Source organism: Pseudohalioglobus sediminis, from assembly GCF_008370495.1.
Lineage (GTDB): Bacteria > Pseudomonadota > Gammaproteobacteria > Pseudomonadales > Halieaceae > Halioglobus.
Genome location: NZ_VTUX01000007.1, coordinates 163,899 through 179,231, shown reverse-complemented (window position 1 = coordinate 179,231; position 15,333 = coordinate 163,899). Strand labels below are relative to the sequence as shown.

Here is a 15,333-nt window from a genome sequence, read left to right as displayed (position 1 = left end):
TCGCGGTGACAAACAAAAAAGGCGCCTTGCGGCGCCTTGATGCGGATGTCGGGAACGTCTAGTCCCAGGCGATGCCGGTACGCAGGCCGAAGGTGCGCGGCCGGCGTGGGCCAAAGAAGGCATTGGGCTCCTTGCCGCCCAGGTTGTTCATGCCGTCCCAGGTGAACTCGTCGGTGAGGTTTTCCACATAGGCTTCCACAAACCAGTTGTTGTCTGACTCCCAGCCCACGCGCAGGGACATCTCCTCGTACGAATCGATCATGGTTTCGTCCAGTTCTTCCCAGCCGCCGCCACGCTCGGACTCGAAGGTCAGCTCAAAGGCACCGGTAATCGCGCCGGAACCCATCGGGTAGGCACCATGCAGTACAAAGGAGCCGGACCATTCGGGGGCCCAGAACAGGTGCGTACCTTCACAACCCAGCGGGTCTTCCAGGCCGCAGACGTCGCCCAGCTTGTTGGCCTCGGAGTCGAAGTAGCCAACGGTCAGGTAGGCGGTCAGGTAGTCGCCAATGCCGGCTGTCAACGAGCTCTCCACACCGTAGGCTTCTACTTCACCCGCGTTCTCGATCAGGGTGGCGCCGGATTCGGTGCCCACGGTGACCTGGAAGTCGGTGTAATCGTAGTAGAAGGCAACGATGTCGAAGTTCATGGTGCCATCGAGGAAGGTGTCCTTGTAGCCGATCTCATAGGAGTCGACCTCTTCCGGGTCAACCGGGTCGGGCAGGAAGCCGTCGGCGCGTACGATGTCCACGTTGCCAATAGCAATGTCACCGTCCGGGTTGTCGGCCAGCGAGAAGGTGCCGAAGCCGCCGGACTTGTAGCCCGCCGTGTAAGAGGCGAACAGCAGGGCGGTTTCGGTGGGTGTCCACTTGACGATAAAGCGCGGCGTCACGTCATCCCAGGATTCCTTGGCCGTCAGGGGTTCCGCAGTGGAGTAACCGAAAGCCCAGTAGGGGCCGAGGTCACTTACCGGGGTGGGGACGTTGGTGGTGAACTCTTTCTCGTCGTCGGTCCAGCGCACACCGCCTTCGATCTGCAGGTTTTCGGTGATGAAGTAAGCCAGGTTCAGGTACGCGCCCCAGCCCTCATACTTGCCCTTGATGGTGGCGGTTTCTTCCAGCAGGCCGTTGGCGCTGGGGGTGAACTCGCTGCCGTAGTAGGCGTAGAGGTCTTCACAGCCGGAGAAGGTCATACCGGAGTTGTAGTAGTAACCGTAGTACTGACAGAAGAAATCTTCCTCGCCCGCGAAACGGTATTTGGTGGTCAGGTCTTCCTTGTAGTAGGAAACACCCGCATACCATGACAGCGGCCCTTCCGCGTTGGAGGTCAGGCGCAGCTCCTGCTGGAAGTAGTCGCCTTCCTGGTCCTGGCGGTAAGTCTCCAGGTTCAGCGGGGTGCCGTCATAGTCTTCGTTGTAGTAGTAGTCGTGATCCTTGTACCCGGTGTTGGAGGTCAGGGTGGCGAAGTCGAACTCATAATCCACCCGCAGCCCCAGGGTGAGGATGTCGGAGTCGTCGTTGTCGCCGCCGGAGCGGTCCACGTCCACTTCTTCATCCGAGCCGCGCACATCGATCGGGCCCAGGGCCGCTTCCAGCGTGTCCCAGACATCGCCTTCGGTCACCGCGCGGTAGACAGAACCCGATTGCTCGCGCTCTTCGTACTCGACCATGGTGTAGATGCCGAGGTTGCCGGTCTCGTAGGTGGTAGACCAGCGCAACGCCCAGTTTTCATGTTCGATCAGGTCTTCCGAGGGGAAGTTGTTCTTCACGAAGCCATCTTCCTGGGAGTACAGGCCCGCCAGGCGCATGGCAAAGTTGTCGCTGACCGGTACGTTGATGGCGCCATCGACCACGGCGCGGTCGCGTTCGCCCACGTCCAGGTTAACGAAACCTTCTGTGCTGTCGATCACGGCGCGGCGCGTGTGCACACTGAAAGCGCCGCCGATGGAGTTACGGCCGAACAGGAAGCCCTGCGGCCCACGCAGTACTTCCGCACGGTCCAGGTCGTAAAGGCTGGTCACCGCTGAGCCGTTGCGTCCTTCGTAGAGGTCGTTCTTGAAGAACGCGGAAGAGGGGTCAAGGCCGACGCCGAAATCCTGGGTGCGGATGCCGCGAATGCTGATGGCATCGATGAAGCTGTCCTGGCTGTTGCCGGTGACGCCAGGGGTGTAGGTCACCAGGTCCTTCACGTCCGAGAGATTCACGTCTTCCATGAACTCGCCGGAGAGCGCGGTAATCGCCAGCGGTACATCCTGTACCGATTCGCTGCGCTTGGTGGCGGTGACAATGACTTCTTCCAGGGTCTGGGAGAAGGCGGGTGTGCTGATGGCCGAGGCGAACACAGCTGCCGAAACGGCCATGGCCAGGCTGGTTTTGCCGTTGGGTGTTGCTGCGGTGGGCAACGATTTTGCCGGATTGCGAGTCATGGTATCCCCATTTGATTGCGTTGGATGTGAGCGCTCTTACGGGCGGTGCTAATGATTATGCAGGCTGCCTGCTTCGGGTTGCCTGCTTGTATATTTTGCGACTTTAAACTAGCCAATGTGGCCAGCCAATAATATACCCCTATGGGGTAGGCGCACGGAATGGGGATTATTCCACAGTAATTCCCTCTTTCCCCAGCGCGTCCAGCATGGGCTGCAGCTGCTTTTCATAGCGGCGCCAGCGGCCGATGGAGCGGGTATGGGCGGGTTCCCGCACCTGTACCGCACTGGCTGTGGTGACGGCCCCGGCCTGCTGGTGAAACTCCAGGCAGGCATCTTCCCAGGGCAGGCCCAGGTAGTCGATCAAAGCGCGCGCGTTGGGTTCGAGGTTGCGGGCCGTGTCCTCGTACTCGATATCGAAGAAGCGCCCCGGAAAGCGTTCGCGCCAGGTCTGCATCAGCCGGCGATAGCGCGCGTGATGGCGGGCCATCTCGCCTTGCTCGTAGGAGTGCAGGTAGGCGTCGGCGAACAGTTGCTTGAAACTGGCAAAGCAGGCGTCCATCGGGTTGCGTACCAGGTGTACGATCCGGGCATTGGGCAGCGCCTTGAGAATCAGCGGGATCATCAGGTAGTTCTGCGGCAACTTGTCAACAAAACGCGGCGTATTGCCGCGCATCTTGGCCGTGGTTTGCAGGTAGAGGGCGCCCAGCCTGGCGGCGTCCAGCTCCGCTGCAGCGGTGAACAACTCCGCGGTGAAGCGCTTTGGATTGCGATAGTCCGCCAGTCGCCTGAGCCCAAGGCCGAACTGCTGTAGCTCACCGGCCGAGTGAACCTGCGAATGACTGGTGATAATGCGTTCTACCAGTGTGGTGCCGGTGCGTGGCTGGCCAAGTACGAAAATGGGTGAGCTGTCGGGATTGCCGCCGGCATTTTCCCTAAGCCACTGCGCCGTATAGGTTTCCTCCAGGCAGCGAAACATGTCGATTTCCGCTGCTTCATCGTAGTCGACGGTAGCGCGCCGGGCGGCGGCGCCGTTGGCGAATGCATCGAACGCATCGGGCCACTGTTGCAGGTCCTCGAATTCCTTGCCGATGGCATAGTAATAGAAGGCATTGGCGCGCGGGTCGTCGCCGCGTCGCGCCACGCATTGCTGCATGGCCTGTATATGGCTGTCATCTTCCGCCCGGGTGGAGCTGGCCAGTGCCCAGTGCGCCTGTGGGCTGTCTGGCTGCAGGCGGATGATGTCGCGGAAAATCGTGTCGGCGTCTGCAGTGTCGCCGTGATAGACCAGGTTGTTGGCCAGGTTTTGCATGAATGGCGGGAAATTCGGCTGCTGCTGGTTGGCGCGGGCAAAGAAAGCCTGGGCTGCGCTGTGCTCGCCCATCAGGGTGAGTGTGGTGCCGATCAGGTCAAGCACCATGGGGTCACCCGGCTTGATGCGCAGGGTTTCGCGCAGCGCCGCGTCGGCCCGGTTGACCTGCCCCTCGGTCATGTACAGCCGCGCCAGTTGCGCCCATGCCGCGGCGTGATCGGGGTCAAGCCTGACCGTGGACTGGAATGCGCTGAACGCGGTTTTCCTGTCCTTGCTCTCCAGGCCGAGCAGGCCAACGAGAAAATGACCCTGTGGCAGGTCCGGCTGTGCCTGCAAGATCTCGCGACAGCAGTCACCGGCGCTGGCAAAGTCGCCGCGTGACAGCGCGCTGAAGCCGTTTTTTAGCAGCGACTGCAGCGCTGCGTCAGAAGTGTTTTGGGTCATGATGTCAGGTCTGGCTTCGCGCTGGTGGCTGCAGGTAGGCGACCAGCGTGTCGCCGCCGGCGTAGTCCTTGGCGCTCATGAGTGAGTCGAGGAACAGGTAGAACAGTTCCGCCTGCGAGGAGACCTCGAGTTTGGCGTAGGCGTGCTTGCGATGCAGCTTGACGGTCTCCATGGAAATCGACAGCTTGTCGGCCACGGTCTTGGTGCTGTGGCCGTGCAGGACCAGGTTGATAACCTGGGTTTCCCGCTCCGTGAGCAGGCTGGAGCCAAAGGATTCCAGTGCGCTGTGTAGTTGTGCCCGCAGGTCGACGCCATCCTTGCTGCCTTCACTTTGCGCCCAGTGCTGTTGGCACAGCGCTGCCACCGAGGGATGAATGTCCTGCAGCAGCTTGCGCTCGCGTTGGGTAAAGCTGGCCCGGGCCGCGGTCTTGCCCAGGGCGATATTGACGAAGCCCTGTTCCGAGGTGGGTATGAGAAACCCACATTCGTCCTGGTAACCGCAATTGCGGTACCAGGTCTTGTAGTACTCACTGTCCTTGAAGCCCGAGGGCGAGAGTTCACGCAGGCGGAAGACGCCGAACTGCCGGTCGCGTGTGGCGGCGAGATAGTAAGGGTCGAGCAGGAAAGCGCCCTTGGCGAACACGTCCAGTGTCGAGCCCCCGGCAGTCTCGTGTTCCTCGAAGTACTCCACCACCGGCAGGTCCCGCTCCGGGTAGAAAATGATGCTGGCGTCGTCCACCGGCACCAGTGCGCGCAACATCGCCACGAGTTGCGCGGGAAACGTCGACTGGCCGGTGGCGGGTATCAGGCCGGCAAGGTGCTGGCTGAATACATCAAGTGCTGGCATTGCTGTTCGTCTTCAGTGCTGGTGCGCCATCATAGCCTCTTTGTGCGGCGTTTTTAACGCGATAGTCTGAAAAATGCTCCGGGGGTTCCTTTGCACGGGCAAACGTTGCTAGGCTTGTGCCCGCTCATGTTGACTGGAAAAAAATGATGTCAAAACTCGAACAGGACCCCCGAATCGACCCGCGCATAAAGCAAATCATGGGCGCGGTGCCACCGCAGCCGCAGGAAGATGTGGCCTCCAGGGAGGAGTACCTCGCCCGCGCCACCAGCCCCAGGGCACTGGCCAGGATGGAGGAGACGGTAGCGCTGTTCGAACTGGTGGATAATGACCAGGTCGCCACTTCGGCAGGGCTGGACATCAGCGAGCGCGAATTCACCTCCGCGCCTGATGGCAACACGATCAAGGTACAGTTCATCCGCCCGCAATCCGATGAGACGTTGCCCTGCGTGTATTACATTCACGGCGGCGGCATGCAATCCATGTCCTGCTTTAATGGCATCTACCGTGCCTGGGGCAAGTTGATCGCCAACCAGGGCGTGGCGGTCGCGATGGTGGATTTCCGCAATTGCGTGACGCCGTCCAGTGCGCCGGAGGTGGCGCCCTATCCTGCCGGCCTGAATGACTGTGTGTCCGGCGTGAAGTGGCTCGCGGACAGTGCCGGCGAGCTGGGAATCGACCCCGCACACATCATCATTGCCGGCGAAAGCGGTGGCGGCAACCTCACTCTCGCCACCGGCATGCGCCTGCTGCGCGAGGGCAAGGCCGACCTGGTGCGGGGCCTCTATGCGCTGTGCCCTTACATCGCCGGAGCCTGGCCTCAGGAGCAGTACCCTTCATCGGTGGAGAACAACGGCCTGCTGTTGGACCTGCACAACAACACGGGAGCAATGGCCTACGGTATAGAGGCCTTTGAACAGCGTGACCCGCTGGCCTGGCCCGCCTTTGCCAGCGAGGACGATGTGCGCGGCCTGCCCCCGGTGGTGATCAGTGTTAATGAGTGCGACCCACTGCGCGACGAGGGCATTGAGTTTTATCGCCTGTTGCTGCGCGCCGGTGTGCCGGCACGCTGCGTGCAGCTGATGGGCACCATTCACGGCAGCGATGTATTTGTTATCGCCTGTCCGGAGATCAGCCGGGAGACCGCTGCCGGTATAGCGCGTTTCTGCCGCGACGCCTGAATCGCGTTTGCTTTTTCGGGGGCCGGCCCCGGAAACACCCTTTTCTGTCATCCCCGCGAAGGCGGGGATCCAGGGGCTGGCCATCCAGGGGCTGGCCATCCGGACGGGCACTAGCTAACCTTCACCCGCCGCGGCCATCCAGTCGAGGAAGGCCTGGTTGGCCCGGGAAATCACCCGGCCGCGGCGCTTGGCCAGGGCCATGGGTACGCTGACCTTCGGCGACAGGGGGATGCCGTGAATGCCAGCCTCCTGCTGCGCCATGATGCGCAGGCCTACGGTGACACCGACGCCCTGCTTTACCATGCGCACCAGCAGTGGCAGGAAGTTGCTCTGGATACGCAGCTCGGGCCGGATCTCGTGCTGCCGGCACAGGGTGTCCAGTTGCGCGCGGATGAAATAACCGCTTTCGTATACCACCATGGGTGTGCGATGCAGATCCTTGACGTTGAGGTAGCGCCGCCGCGCCCAGGGGTGGTCCTCGGCCACGCAGACGACCATTTGCTCGTTCACCAGTGGCACCAGTTCCAGTTCCTGTGTGGTCGCGTCGGCCGTGGTCACCCCCACTTCGATTTCGTCGCGCAGCAACAGCGCCTCGATCTCCTCGGTACCGGCCTGGGTGACCGAGGCGCTGAGGCCCGGGTACTGGCTGAGAAAGCCGCTGAGCAGGTCGGGTAGGAAGTAGGTTGCCAGCATGGACGGGCAGGCGATGCTGAGTTCCCCCTGCAGCAGTTGTTGCAACGAGCCGGCGGAGGCCTGCAGGGCCTCCACCTGTTGCAGAATGGCCTGCGCCTGTTGCAGCAGGCGCTCACCTTCGGCGGTGAGTTGTATGCGCCGTCCGCTGCGGTCGAACAGCGTCAGCTGCAGTTCATCTTCCAGCTTGCGAATGGCGATGCTCACTGCGGGCTGCGCCATCGGTATCTGCTCGGCGGCGGCACTGAAACTGCCGGCACCGGCGACTGCAACGAAAATTTCGAGTTTGCGTAAATCCATGCCTGTGTCCCCATGCGGGATTCGAGCTGGCTGCCCTCCCTCCGGATGGCCGGCCACTGCCTGCGCGGGTACGGCCTGGCCTGTAGGAGCGGCTACAGCCGCGATTCCCCTCGATGCCCACGAAGAGGATATCCAGAATATATTATAAAGATAAAAAACATATATTTAATATATCTTACATGTTCTGTTAATTTGCAGTCATCCGATACTTCAAGGGAGCGCAGGCATGGCAGGCAAGAAATGGCAGAAACTGGACTGGCAGGACCCTTTCCTGCTGGATCGTCAGCTCAGTGACGAGCAGCGCATGGTGCAGCAGAGTGCCAGGCAGTACGCGCAGGAAAAACTGGCGCCGCGGGTGCGTGAGGCCTTCCGTCGTGAAGAGACCGATATGGCCATCTTCCGTGAAATGGGTGACATGGGCCTGCTCGGTTCGACCATCGACGGCTACGGCTGCCCCGGCGTGGACTACATTTCCTACGGCCTGATTGCGCGCGAGGTGGAGCGAGTGGATTCCGGCTACCGCTCGATGATGAGCGTGCAGTCTTCCCTGGTGATGTATCCAATCTGGGCCTATGGCACCGAGGAGCAGCGTGAGAAGTACCTGCCCAAACTGGCCACCGGCGAGTGGATCGGCTGCTTCGGCCTGACCGAGCCCGACCACGGCTCCGACCCCGGCAGCATGGTCACCCGGGCGCGCAGCGTCGATGGCGGCTACAGCCTGTCCGGCGCCAAGATGTGGATTACCAACAGCCCCTTTGCTGACGTGTTCGTGGTCTGGGCCAAGACCGATGACGGCAAGATCCGCGGTTTCGTGCTGGAAAAAGGCATGTCCGGGCTGAGTGCACCCAAGATCGAGGGCAAGCTGGCGCTGCGCGCGTCAGTCACTGGCGAGATCGTGATGGACGAGGTGTTCGTGCCCGAGGAAAACCTGCTGCCCAACGTGGAGGGTTTGAAGGGTCCCTTCGGCTGTCTCAACAACGCCCGCTACGGCATCGCCTGGGGCGCCATGGGCGCCGCCGAGGCCTGCTGGCACGCCGCCCGTGAATACACCCTGGAGCGCACGCAATTCGGTGTGCCGCTGGCGTCGAAGCAGATCGTGCAGCTGAAACTGGCGGACATGCAGACCGAGATCGGTCTCGCCCTGCAGGGCTGCCTGCGCGCCGGCCAATTGATGGATGCCGGCGAGATCGCGCCGGAACTGATTTCGCTGATCAAGCGCAATTCCTGCGGCAAGGCGCTGGACATCGCCCGCAAGGCGCGCGACATGCTGGGTGGCAACGGTATTTCCGATGAGTACCCGATCATGCGGCATATGATGAATCTCGAGGTAGTGAACACCTACGAGGGCACCCACGATGTGCACGCACTGATCCTGGGCCGCAGCCAGACCGATATCCCCGCGTTCTGATGACCTCGCCGGCCGCCGCGTCGAACTCCGCGCTCTCAGGAATACGGGTTCTCGATCTGTCGCGCATACTGGCCGGCCCCTGGGCCAGCCAGATACTGGGCGATCTGGGGGCTGACGTCATCAAGGTAGAAAACCCCGGTGCTGGCGACGACACCCGGCATTGGGGGCCTCCCTACATGGCGGACGGCCAGGGTGAGGCCACGGCAGAGTCTGCCTACTTCCTGTGCGCCAACCGCAACAAGCGCTCGATCTGCGTGGACATGAAGAGTGCGGCCGGCCAGGCGCAGTTGCGTGAGCTGGCGCGCGAGTGCGACGTGGTCATAGAGAATTTCAAGGTGGGCGGGGCGGCGCGCTTTGGCCTCGACTACGACAGCCTGGCGGCCATCAATCCGCGCCTGGTGTACTGTTCTATCACCGGCTTCGGCCAGGACGGCCCCCTGGCCAGCCGCCCGGGCTACGATTTCCTGGTGCAGGCCATGGGCGGCCTCATGAGTGTGACCGGGGAGCGCGATGGTGAACCCGGCGCCGGACCGCAGAAGGTCGGCGTGGCGCTGACCGATATCATGACCGGCCTGTACGCGGTGATCGGTATCCAGGCCGCGCTGGCCGAACGCGAGCGCTCCGGCCTCGGCCAGCACGTGGACCTGGCGCTGCTGGACGTCACCGTCGCTACCCTCGCCAACCAGGCCACCAACTACCTGGTCGGTGGGCTCAACCCGACGCGGCTGGGTAATGCCCATCCCAATATCGTGCCCTACCAGAGTTTCGTGGCGAAGGATGGCCACCTGATCGTGGCGGTCGGCAATGACAGCCAGTTTCGCCGTTACTGCGAGGTGCTGGGCGTCCCGGAACTGGCGGCTGATGAGCGCTTCCTCACTAATCGCGATCGCGTGCAACACCGCGAGCAGCTGGTGCCATTGCTGCAGGCCAGGATGCTGGATCGCGACAAGGCGGAATGGATTCGCCTGCTGGAAGCCGCGGGCGTGCCCGCCGGCCCCATCAACAGCGTGGCCGATGTGTTTGCCGAGCCGCAGATCCAGGCCCGGGAGATGCAGGTGGCGCTGCCACATCCACTCAACCCCGACCTCAACCTGGTTGGCAACCCGATCAGACTGTCACGCACGCCGGTCAGTTACCGTCGCGCACCGCCCATGCTGGGAGAGCACTGTGCCGAGTGGGACGACTAGTCCTGCCGGCGCGCAGGCGTTGCTGTCGTTGGTCCCGAGGGCGTTGCCGAGGGCGTTGCCGAAGGCGTAACGGCTGCCACGGCCGCCAGCATGCGCTCTTCGAGGTAAGCAAAGAACGGGTTGAAGCGCTGTCGCGCCAGTAGCGCAAGCGGAATGGCCAGCCCGCCCTGTTCCCCTTTCAGCCAGATTTCACTGACCGTGGCAGTAGCGCCCTGCCCGTTAATACCGTAGATCGGGTCGTCGACGGTGAAAGGCAGCGCCACGTGTGACAGCGAGTACACGTCGCGTGGCCAGTGCAAATCCGTCGCTTGCTCCGACCATGTCACCTCACCGCGCCGCCGCGTGCGCGCGCTGACCTCGGTGGAATAGTCGTTGGCATTGCCCACAATGGTCAGATCAAAACCCAGCTCCGGTCTGCTGGACAGGGCCTGCAGCAGCGGCCTGCCACTGTCCACCAGCAGTGGCAGCAGGCTGGCGTTGCGGTTGATGTCGAAATACACCATTTCGGCAGGCGTGTCGGCGAGCTTGTCCAGCAGGCCACTGACTACCCCGTCTGCCGGAATGGTAGAGTCCAGCACCGACTGGAAAGCGATAACGCGGGGAAAGCGCTGGCGCTGCTCCTGCGTCAGTGTGTTCAGGCGTCGCTGCAGGCGTGACGTCAGCTGGTAGATTTCTTCGCCGGCCTTGACCGGGAAAGAGTTGTACTTGAACGGGTCGAACTCGGCCACCACGTCTGTCCAGCCCAGTTTTTCCATGCCCGGCAGTTCGGAAAACCAGCGCTGGATGTTGGCGTAGGCGGCCACCGGGGCGACCCTGATCGCCGGGGACAGCAACACCAGCAGTTGCGGCACCGGCATGTCCCCGCCACTGCGAAGTGCGTCCACAGTGTAATCCACGGCCAGCGCGGCACCGTTGGAGTAGCCCACCAGGATTAAGGGCTGCGAGGCGTCGCGGCGCTGGTCCATGGCCTGCACCCCGAGCCGCGTCGCCCCCCTGAACTGTTGCCAGCGCGTGTTCAGCAGCGCACCCGGCAGGGTGCCGTGCCCGGGCATCCGCAAATTAAGGGTTTCGTAGCCCTCTGTGTACAAGGATCCCGCTACCGCGCGCATGCTGTGAGTGGAGTCCGACAGCCCGTGCACCAGCACCGCCACGCCACGCTTGTACTCTGGCGTGCGCAGCTGGCTGCGGTTGCCCTCGGGCCAGCCCTGCCGGTAAATCGAGTAGGCGGTGGCGCCGTAGCGGTGCCACCCCGGTACGTCAGCGGCAATCTGCACGATGGTTGCGTCCAGCTTGCTGAACATGTTCTCTTCATGTGCCAGGTAATCGTCCAGGCTCATGTTGCGAAAGTTTTCAGGCTCAGGCACCACCGCTGCGGCCAGGTCCTGTTGGTGCCAGAACTGCAGGTCCGGCAGGGCCTGTGCGCGCAGGTAGTAGAGATACACGGCGGTGAGGACGACACCGGTTACGCCCCAGGCCGCGCGAATGAGCCAGCGCCATATAAAGTTGCGATGTTGCATGCAACGATACTAACTGTTTCGCCTGGCGCTGCCCATTGCCATGGCCGCATTGATGCGAGCGTTGGCTGCGATACTGAGCGGGGTCGTCCCCGGTGGGGCGGGAGGGCGTAGCCGCTCCCGCCGGGTGCTTGTGGGTAAAGCGGTGACGCCCTCAGCCGAGCGCGTTGGCCGCGGGCACGAACTCATAGCCGAGCACGTCGGCCACGGCCTGGTAGGTGATGTCACCGCGATGCACGTTGAGGCCGTTCATCAGGTGCGGGTCATCCAGCAGCGCCTGCTTGTAGCCTTTGTCGGCCAGCGCCAGGGTGAAGGGCAGGGTGGCGTTGTTGAGCGCGAAAGTGGAGGTGCGCGCCACGCCGCCTGGCATGTTGGCCACGCAGTAGTGCACCACGCCTTCCTCCACATAGGTGGGGTCCTGGTGGGTGGTGGGACGACTGGTTTCGAAACAGCCACCCTGGTCGATGGCCACGTCCACTACCACCGAGCCCGGGCGCATCTCGCGCAGCATCTCGCGGGTCACCAGTTTCGGCGCCGCGGCGCCGGGCACCAGCACCGCACCGATCACCAGGTCGGCGCCGGTAACGTGTTTCCACAGTGACTCGCGGGTGGAGTAGATGGTGTTGAGCATGCAGCCGAACTGGAAGTCCAGTTCCTTGAGTCGATCCAGTGAGCGGTCCAGCACGGTGACGTGCGCTTCCATGCCCATGGCCATGCGGATGGCATTGGTGCCGACCACGCCACCGCCGATTACTACCACGCGGGCCGCTTCCACGCCCGGTACGCCGCCCAGCAGCATGCCGGAACCGCCCTTGTGTTTTTCCAGGGCATGGGCGCCGGCCTGGATGGACATACGCCCGGCCACTTCACTCATCGGCGAAAGCAGCGGCAGGTGGCCACGCGCGTCGGTGACGGTTTCATAGGCGATGGCGATACAGCCGGACTCTTTCAACAGGCGGGTTTGTTCGGGGTCTGGTGCCAGGTGCAGGTAGGTGAACAAAACCTGCCCCTCGCGCAACATGCGGCACTCGTTGGGCTGCGGTTCTTTCACTTTCACGATCATGTCGGCGCGGGCGAAGATTTCCTCGGCCCCGGATACGATCTCGGCGCCGGCGGCGCGGTACATGTCGTCGGTCAGGCCCACGCCCTCGCCGGCCTGTGTTTCGACGATGACCTGGTGACCGTGGTGCACCAGTTCTTCCACTGAGCCGGTGGTCAGGCCGACGCGAAATTCCAGGGTTTTTATTTCTTTGGGTACGCCTACCAGCATGGTGCTGCCTCCGCAGTGTCGAATGTGACGAATTTCGGCGTATATTACCTTGCCCTGCGGCGAAGGCGACTACTCCATAGGGGTAGGTGCGAGCGCGCGCAGGGTGCGTTCTCCATGCGCGTCCCCGGCGGTGGCCGGTACCAGGCAGATATTGTCGGCACCGGCCTGGCGGTACTCCTCAATCCGTGACGCGATGACGCTCTCGCTGCCGACCAGGCCGACTGCGGCGATCAGTTCGTCCGGTATCGCCTCGAGCAGCGCTTTCGGGTGGGGTCGTGAGCGGGCGAATGCCACCAGTTCACTGAAGCCGGCCTGCATCATCATTTCACCGTAGCCGGGTGCGGCGAGGTAGCCGACAATGGCGCGCTTCAACTGGTCGATAGTCTCCCGTTGCGGGTCCACGGCGCAGGGTAGCCAGACGGCCACCTCCGGCGTATCCCGTCCCGCCTGTTGTGCCGCGCTCGCCAGTTGCCCGCGCAGCATTTCCAGGCTCGCGGGCGTGACCATGTTCAGCAGCATGCGGTCGGCCCGGCGCCCGGCGGCGCGCACGGCGGCGGGCCCGAAGGCGGCGATGGTGATCGGGGTCCGGGGTGCATCCAGGCGCAGGCGATAGCCCCTGCAGCTGGCCAGTGCGCCGGCGAAGTTAGCCTTCTCCCCGGCCAGCAGTGTGAGCAGTATCTGCGCGGTCTCGTCGAGGTGGGTCGCGGTGCGGGCCCGCTCGCGACCATGCCATTCTTCAACCACCACTGTACTGGAAGCGCCCAGCGCAATCTGCGTCCGGCGCCCGGTCAGGTCGGCTACCGAGGCTACGCCCATGGCGATGGTCATGGGGCTGCGCACGGAAACGGCCAGGGGGCCGATAGCAAGGCCGATCTGTCGCGTTTGCAGGCCGGCGGCGGTGGCGAAAGCGAAGGCATCATAGGTGGCCATTTCCCCTATCCACAGGTCGCCAAAGCCCAGTTGATCCGCCAGTCGGGCGACTTCCATATTCTCGCCCGGGGCACGGTCCTGCCACAGCGGGGTGACGACACTGAACTGCATTGCCTTGCGCCTCTGTCCTGTAGATGAGGCAGGGATTATAGCCTACACTTAGTCTCTTTATAAAAGCTTAAACCCCTGCGAGTGCGCGCATATGAAAACCACACCGGAGTCCCGCAGCGCCGAGTTGACCAGTGCCGGCCTCTGGTCGGGGCAGACCCTGCACGAACTGCTTGATGGCCACGCCAGCAACCGCCCGCAGCGACTGGCGGTGCGCGACCAGCCCGATCGACAGGCGCTTACCGGCCACCCCCAGGTCACACTCACCTGGGCCCAGTTGCAGGCCGCCAGCCACAACCTGGCGCGCCAGCTGTCGCTGGCCGGTATCGGCGTGGGTGACGAGGTGATCGTGCAGCTGCCCAACGTGGCCGAACTGGTGGTCGTTTACTACGCCCTGTCCCGGCTCGGCGCCGTGGCCTCACCGGTACCGGTGCAGTACGGCGCCCACGAGTTGCAGATGCTGGCCGGCGCCCTTGGCGCCAGTACCTTGATCAGTATCGAACGCCTGCGCGAGCAGCCCCTGGCGGAGGCGGCCAGGGCCGCGCTGCCCGGCGTCACAGTGCTGGAATTCGGCCGCGAACTGCTGCTGGACCTGAAGCCGCGGCCCGCCGCGCCGGGACTGGTGCCGGCAGATGCCAACCGCATTCTCAGCGTGTGCTGGACCTCGGGTACCACGGGTACCCCCAAAGGCGTGCCGCGCTCACACAATATGTGGGTGGCCACCGGGCACACCAGTATCGCGGCAGGTTCCATGACCGGCGACGATGTGCTGCTCAACCCCTTTCCGCTGGTCAACATGGCTGCGCTGGGCGGCTTCCTGTTTCCCGCCGCCATACTGGGCGCAAGCCTGGTGTTGCATCACCCCCTGGATCCGGCGCTGTTCCTGGCGCAGATGCAGGACGAGAACGTGACCTTCACCATTGCGCCGCCGGCGCTGCTCAACCAGCTGGCGAAAGCGCCGCAGATGTGGACGCAGTTCGACTTTTCCCGCCTGCGTCGGATCGGCTCCGGTTCAGCGCCACTGGCACCGTCGATGATTGCCACGTTTGACAGGGACTACGGCGTGGAAATCGTCAATTTCTACGGTTCCAATGAAGGCATCTCCCTGTTTTCCACACCGGAGGATGCACCGGACCCGGAGGTACGTGCCAGTCGTTTTCGCAGGCCTGATCCCGGCGCCCTCATCGAGACCCGGGTGGCTGACCCGGAGAGTGGCGAGGCGGTGGATGCCGACGGCGGGCGCGGCGAATTGCTCATACGCGGCGCCACGGTGTTCGATGGCTACTTCCACCACGACAACGCCGACGTGTTCACCGCGGACGGTTACTTCCGCACCGGCGACCTGGTGGAAATTTGTGAGGGCGGCAATTTTTACCGCATCGTCGGTCGCTGCAAGGACATCATCAATCGCGGCGGTATGAAGATCTCCCCGGTGGAACTGGACCTTGCGCTCGAACATCATCCCGCCGTAGTCGAGGCGGCGGTGTGCGCCTACCCGGACGACAGGCTGGGTGAAAAGATCTGTGCCTGCCTGGTATTGCAGGCGGATGCCCGGCCACCGACCCTGGCGGAAGTACAGCAGTACCTGCTCGACCAGGGCTTTGCCAAATTCAAGTTACCCGAACGCATCGAAGTGCTCGCGGCCCTGCCGCGCAACCCGCTGGGCAAGGTACAGCGCTTCAGTTTGCAGGAGCGCGTCAGCGGCGTGCAGGAGCGATAAACC

The 15,333-nt window shown here is 63.2% G+C and carries 11 protein-coding genes; 4 read left to right on the top strand and 7 right to left on the bottom strand.

Going from position 1 to position 15,333, the window contains the following annotated elements; translation table 11 throughout:
- Positions 1-58: 58 nt before the first annotated feature.
- The 3 genes from F0M18_RS14530 to F0M18_RS14520 form a co-directional block, all read right to left on the bottom strand.
- Complete coding sequence (locus tag F0M18_RS14530; RefSeq protein WP_149612179.1) at positions 59-2,425, bottom strand: TonB-dependent receptor; 2,367 nt, start codon at positions 2,423-2,425, stop codon at positions 59-61.
- Positions 2,426-2,591: 166 nt separating this feature from the next.
- Positions 2,592-4,178, bottom strand: a complete 1,587-nt coding sequence (locus tag F0M18_RS14525) for a tetratricopeptide repeat-containing sulfotransferase family protein (RefSeq protein WP_149612178.1) — start codon at positions 4,176-4,178, stop codon at positions 2,592-2,594.
- Positions 4,179-4,182: 4 nt separating this feature from the next.
- Positions 4,183-5,025 carry a helix-turn-helix transcriptional regulator gene (locus F0M18_RS14520; RefSeq protein ID WP_149612177.1) on the bottom strand — a complete coding sequence of 281 codons (843 nt, stop codon included), beginning with the start codon at positions 5,023-5,025 and terminating at the stop codon, positions 4,183-4,185.
- Positions 5,026-5,171: 146 nt separating this feature from the next.
- Here F0M18_RS14520 and F0M18_RS14515 point away from each other — a divergent pair, with 146 nt between their 5' ends.
- Positions 5,172-6,203 carry an alpha/beta hydrolase gene (locus F0M18_RS14515; protein ID WP_149612176.1) on the top strand — a complete coding sequence of 344 codons (1,032 nt, stop codon included), beginning with the start codon at positions 5,172-5,174 and terminating at the stop codon, positions 6,201-6,203.
- A gap of 114 nt (positions 6,204-6,317) precedes the next feature.
- Here the strand turns inward: F0M18_RS14515 and F0M18_RS14510 are convergent, their stop codons facing one another.
- The gene (locus F0M18_RS14510; RefSeq protein WP_149612175.1) at positions 6,318-7,193 is read right to left on the bottom strand and encodes a LysR family transcriptional regulator; all 876 of its coding nucleotides are present in this window, start codon (positions 7,191-7,193) and stop codon (positions 6,318-6,320) included.
- A gap of 226 nt (positions 7,194-7,419) precedes the next feature.
- Here F0M18_RS14510 and F0M18_RS14505 point away from each other — a divergent pair, with 226 nt between their 5' ends.
- Together F0M18_RS14505 and F0M18_RS14500 are read left to right on the top strand one after the other, a co-directional pair.
- Complete coding sequence (locus tag F0M18_RS14505) at positions 7,420-8,601, top strand: acyl-CoA dehydrogenase (protein ID WP_149612174.1); 1,182 nt, start codon at positions 7,420-7,422, stop codon at positions 8,599-8,601.
- Positions 8,601-9,788 (top strand): CaiB/BaiF CoA transferase family protein, encoded by a 1,188-nt coding sequence (locus F0M18_RS14500; protein WP_149612173.1) that lies wholly within the window; start codon positions 8,601-8,603, stop codon positions 9,786-9,788. Before F0M18_RS14505 ends, F0M18_RS14500 begins: the two co-directional genes overlap by 1 nt.
- Here the strand turns inward: F0M18_RS14500 and F0M18_RS14495 are convergent.
- From F0M18_RS14495 to F0M18_RS14485, 3 genes are all read right to left on the bottom strand, one after another.
- On the bottom strand, positions 9,785-11,305 hold the full coding sequence (locus F0M18_RS14495) for an alpha/beta hydrolase (protein WP_149612172.1): 1,521 nt from the start codon (positions 11,303-11,305) through the stop codon (positions 9,785-9,787). The two genes, F0M18_RS14500 and F0M18_RS14495, sit on opposite strands and share 4 nt — an antisense overlap.
- Before the next feature lie 151 nt (positions 11,306-11,456).
- Positions 11,457-12,572 carry an alanine dehydrogenase gene (gene ald / locus F0M18_RS14490; RefSeq protein ID WP_149612171.1) on the bottom strand — a complete coding sequence of 372 codons (1,116 nt, stop codon included), beginning with the start codon at positions 12,570-12,572 and terminating at the stop codon, positions 11,457-11,459.
- Positions 12,573-12,641: 69 nt separating this feature from the next.
- A complete protein-coding gene (locus F0M18_RS14485; protein ID WP_149612170.1) occupies positions 12,642-13,613 on the bottom strand; it encodes an LLM class F420-dependent oxidoreductase in 972 nt (323 codons plus the stop codon).
- Between the two features lie 91 nt (positions 13,614-13,704).
- On the opposite strand from F0M18_RS14485, the gene F0M18_RS14480 reads away from it, so the two are divergent.
- A complete protein-coding gene (locus F0M18_RS14480; RefSeq protein ID WP_149612169.1) occupies positions 13,705-15,330 on the top strand; it encodes a class I adenylate-forming enzyme family protein in 1,626 nt (541 codons plus the stop codon).
- The last annotated feature ends 3 nt before the right edge of the window (positions 15,331-15,333 follow it).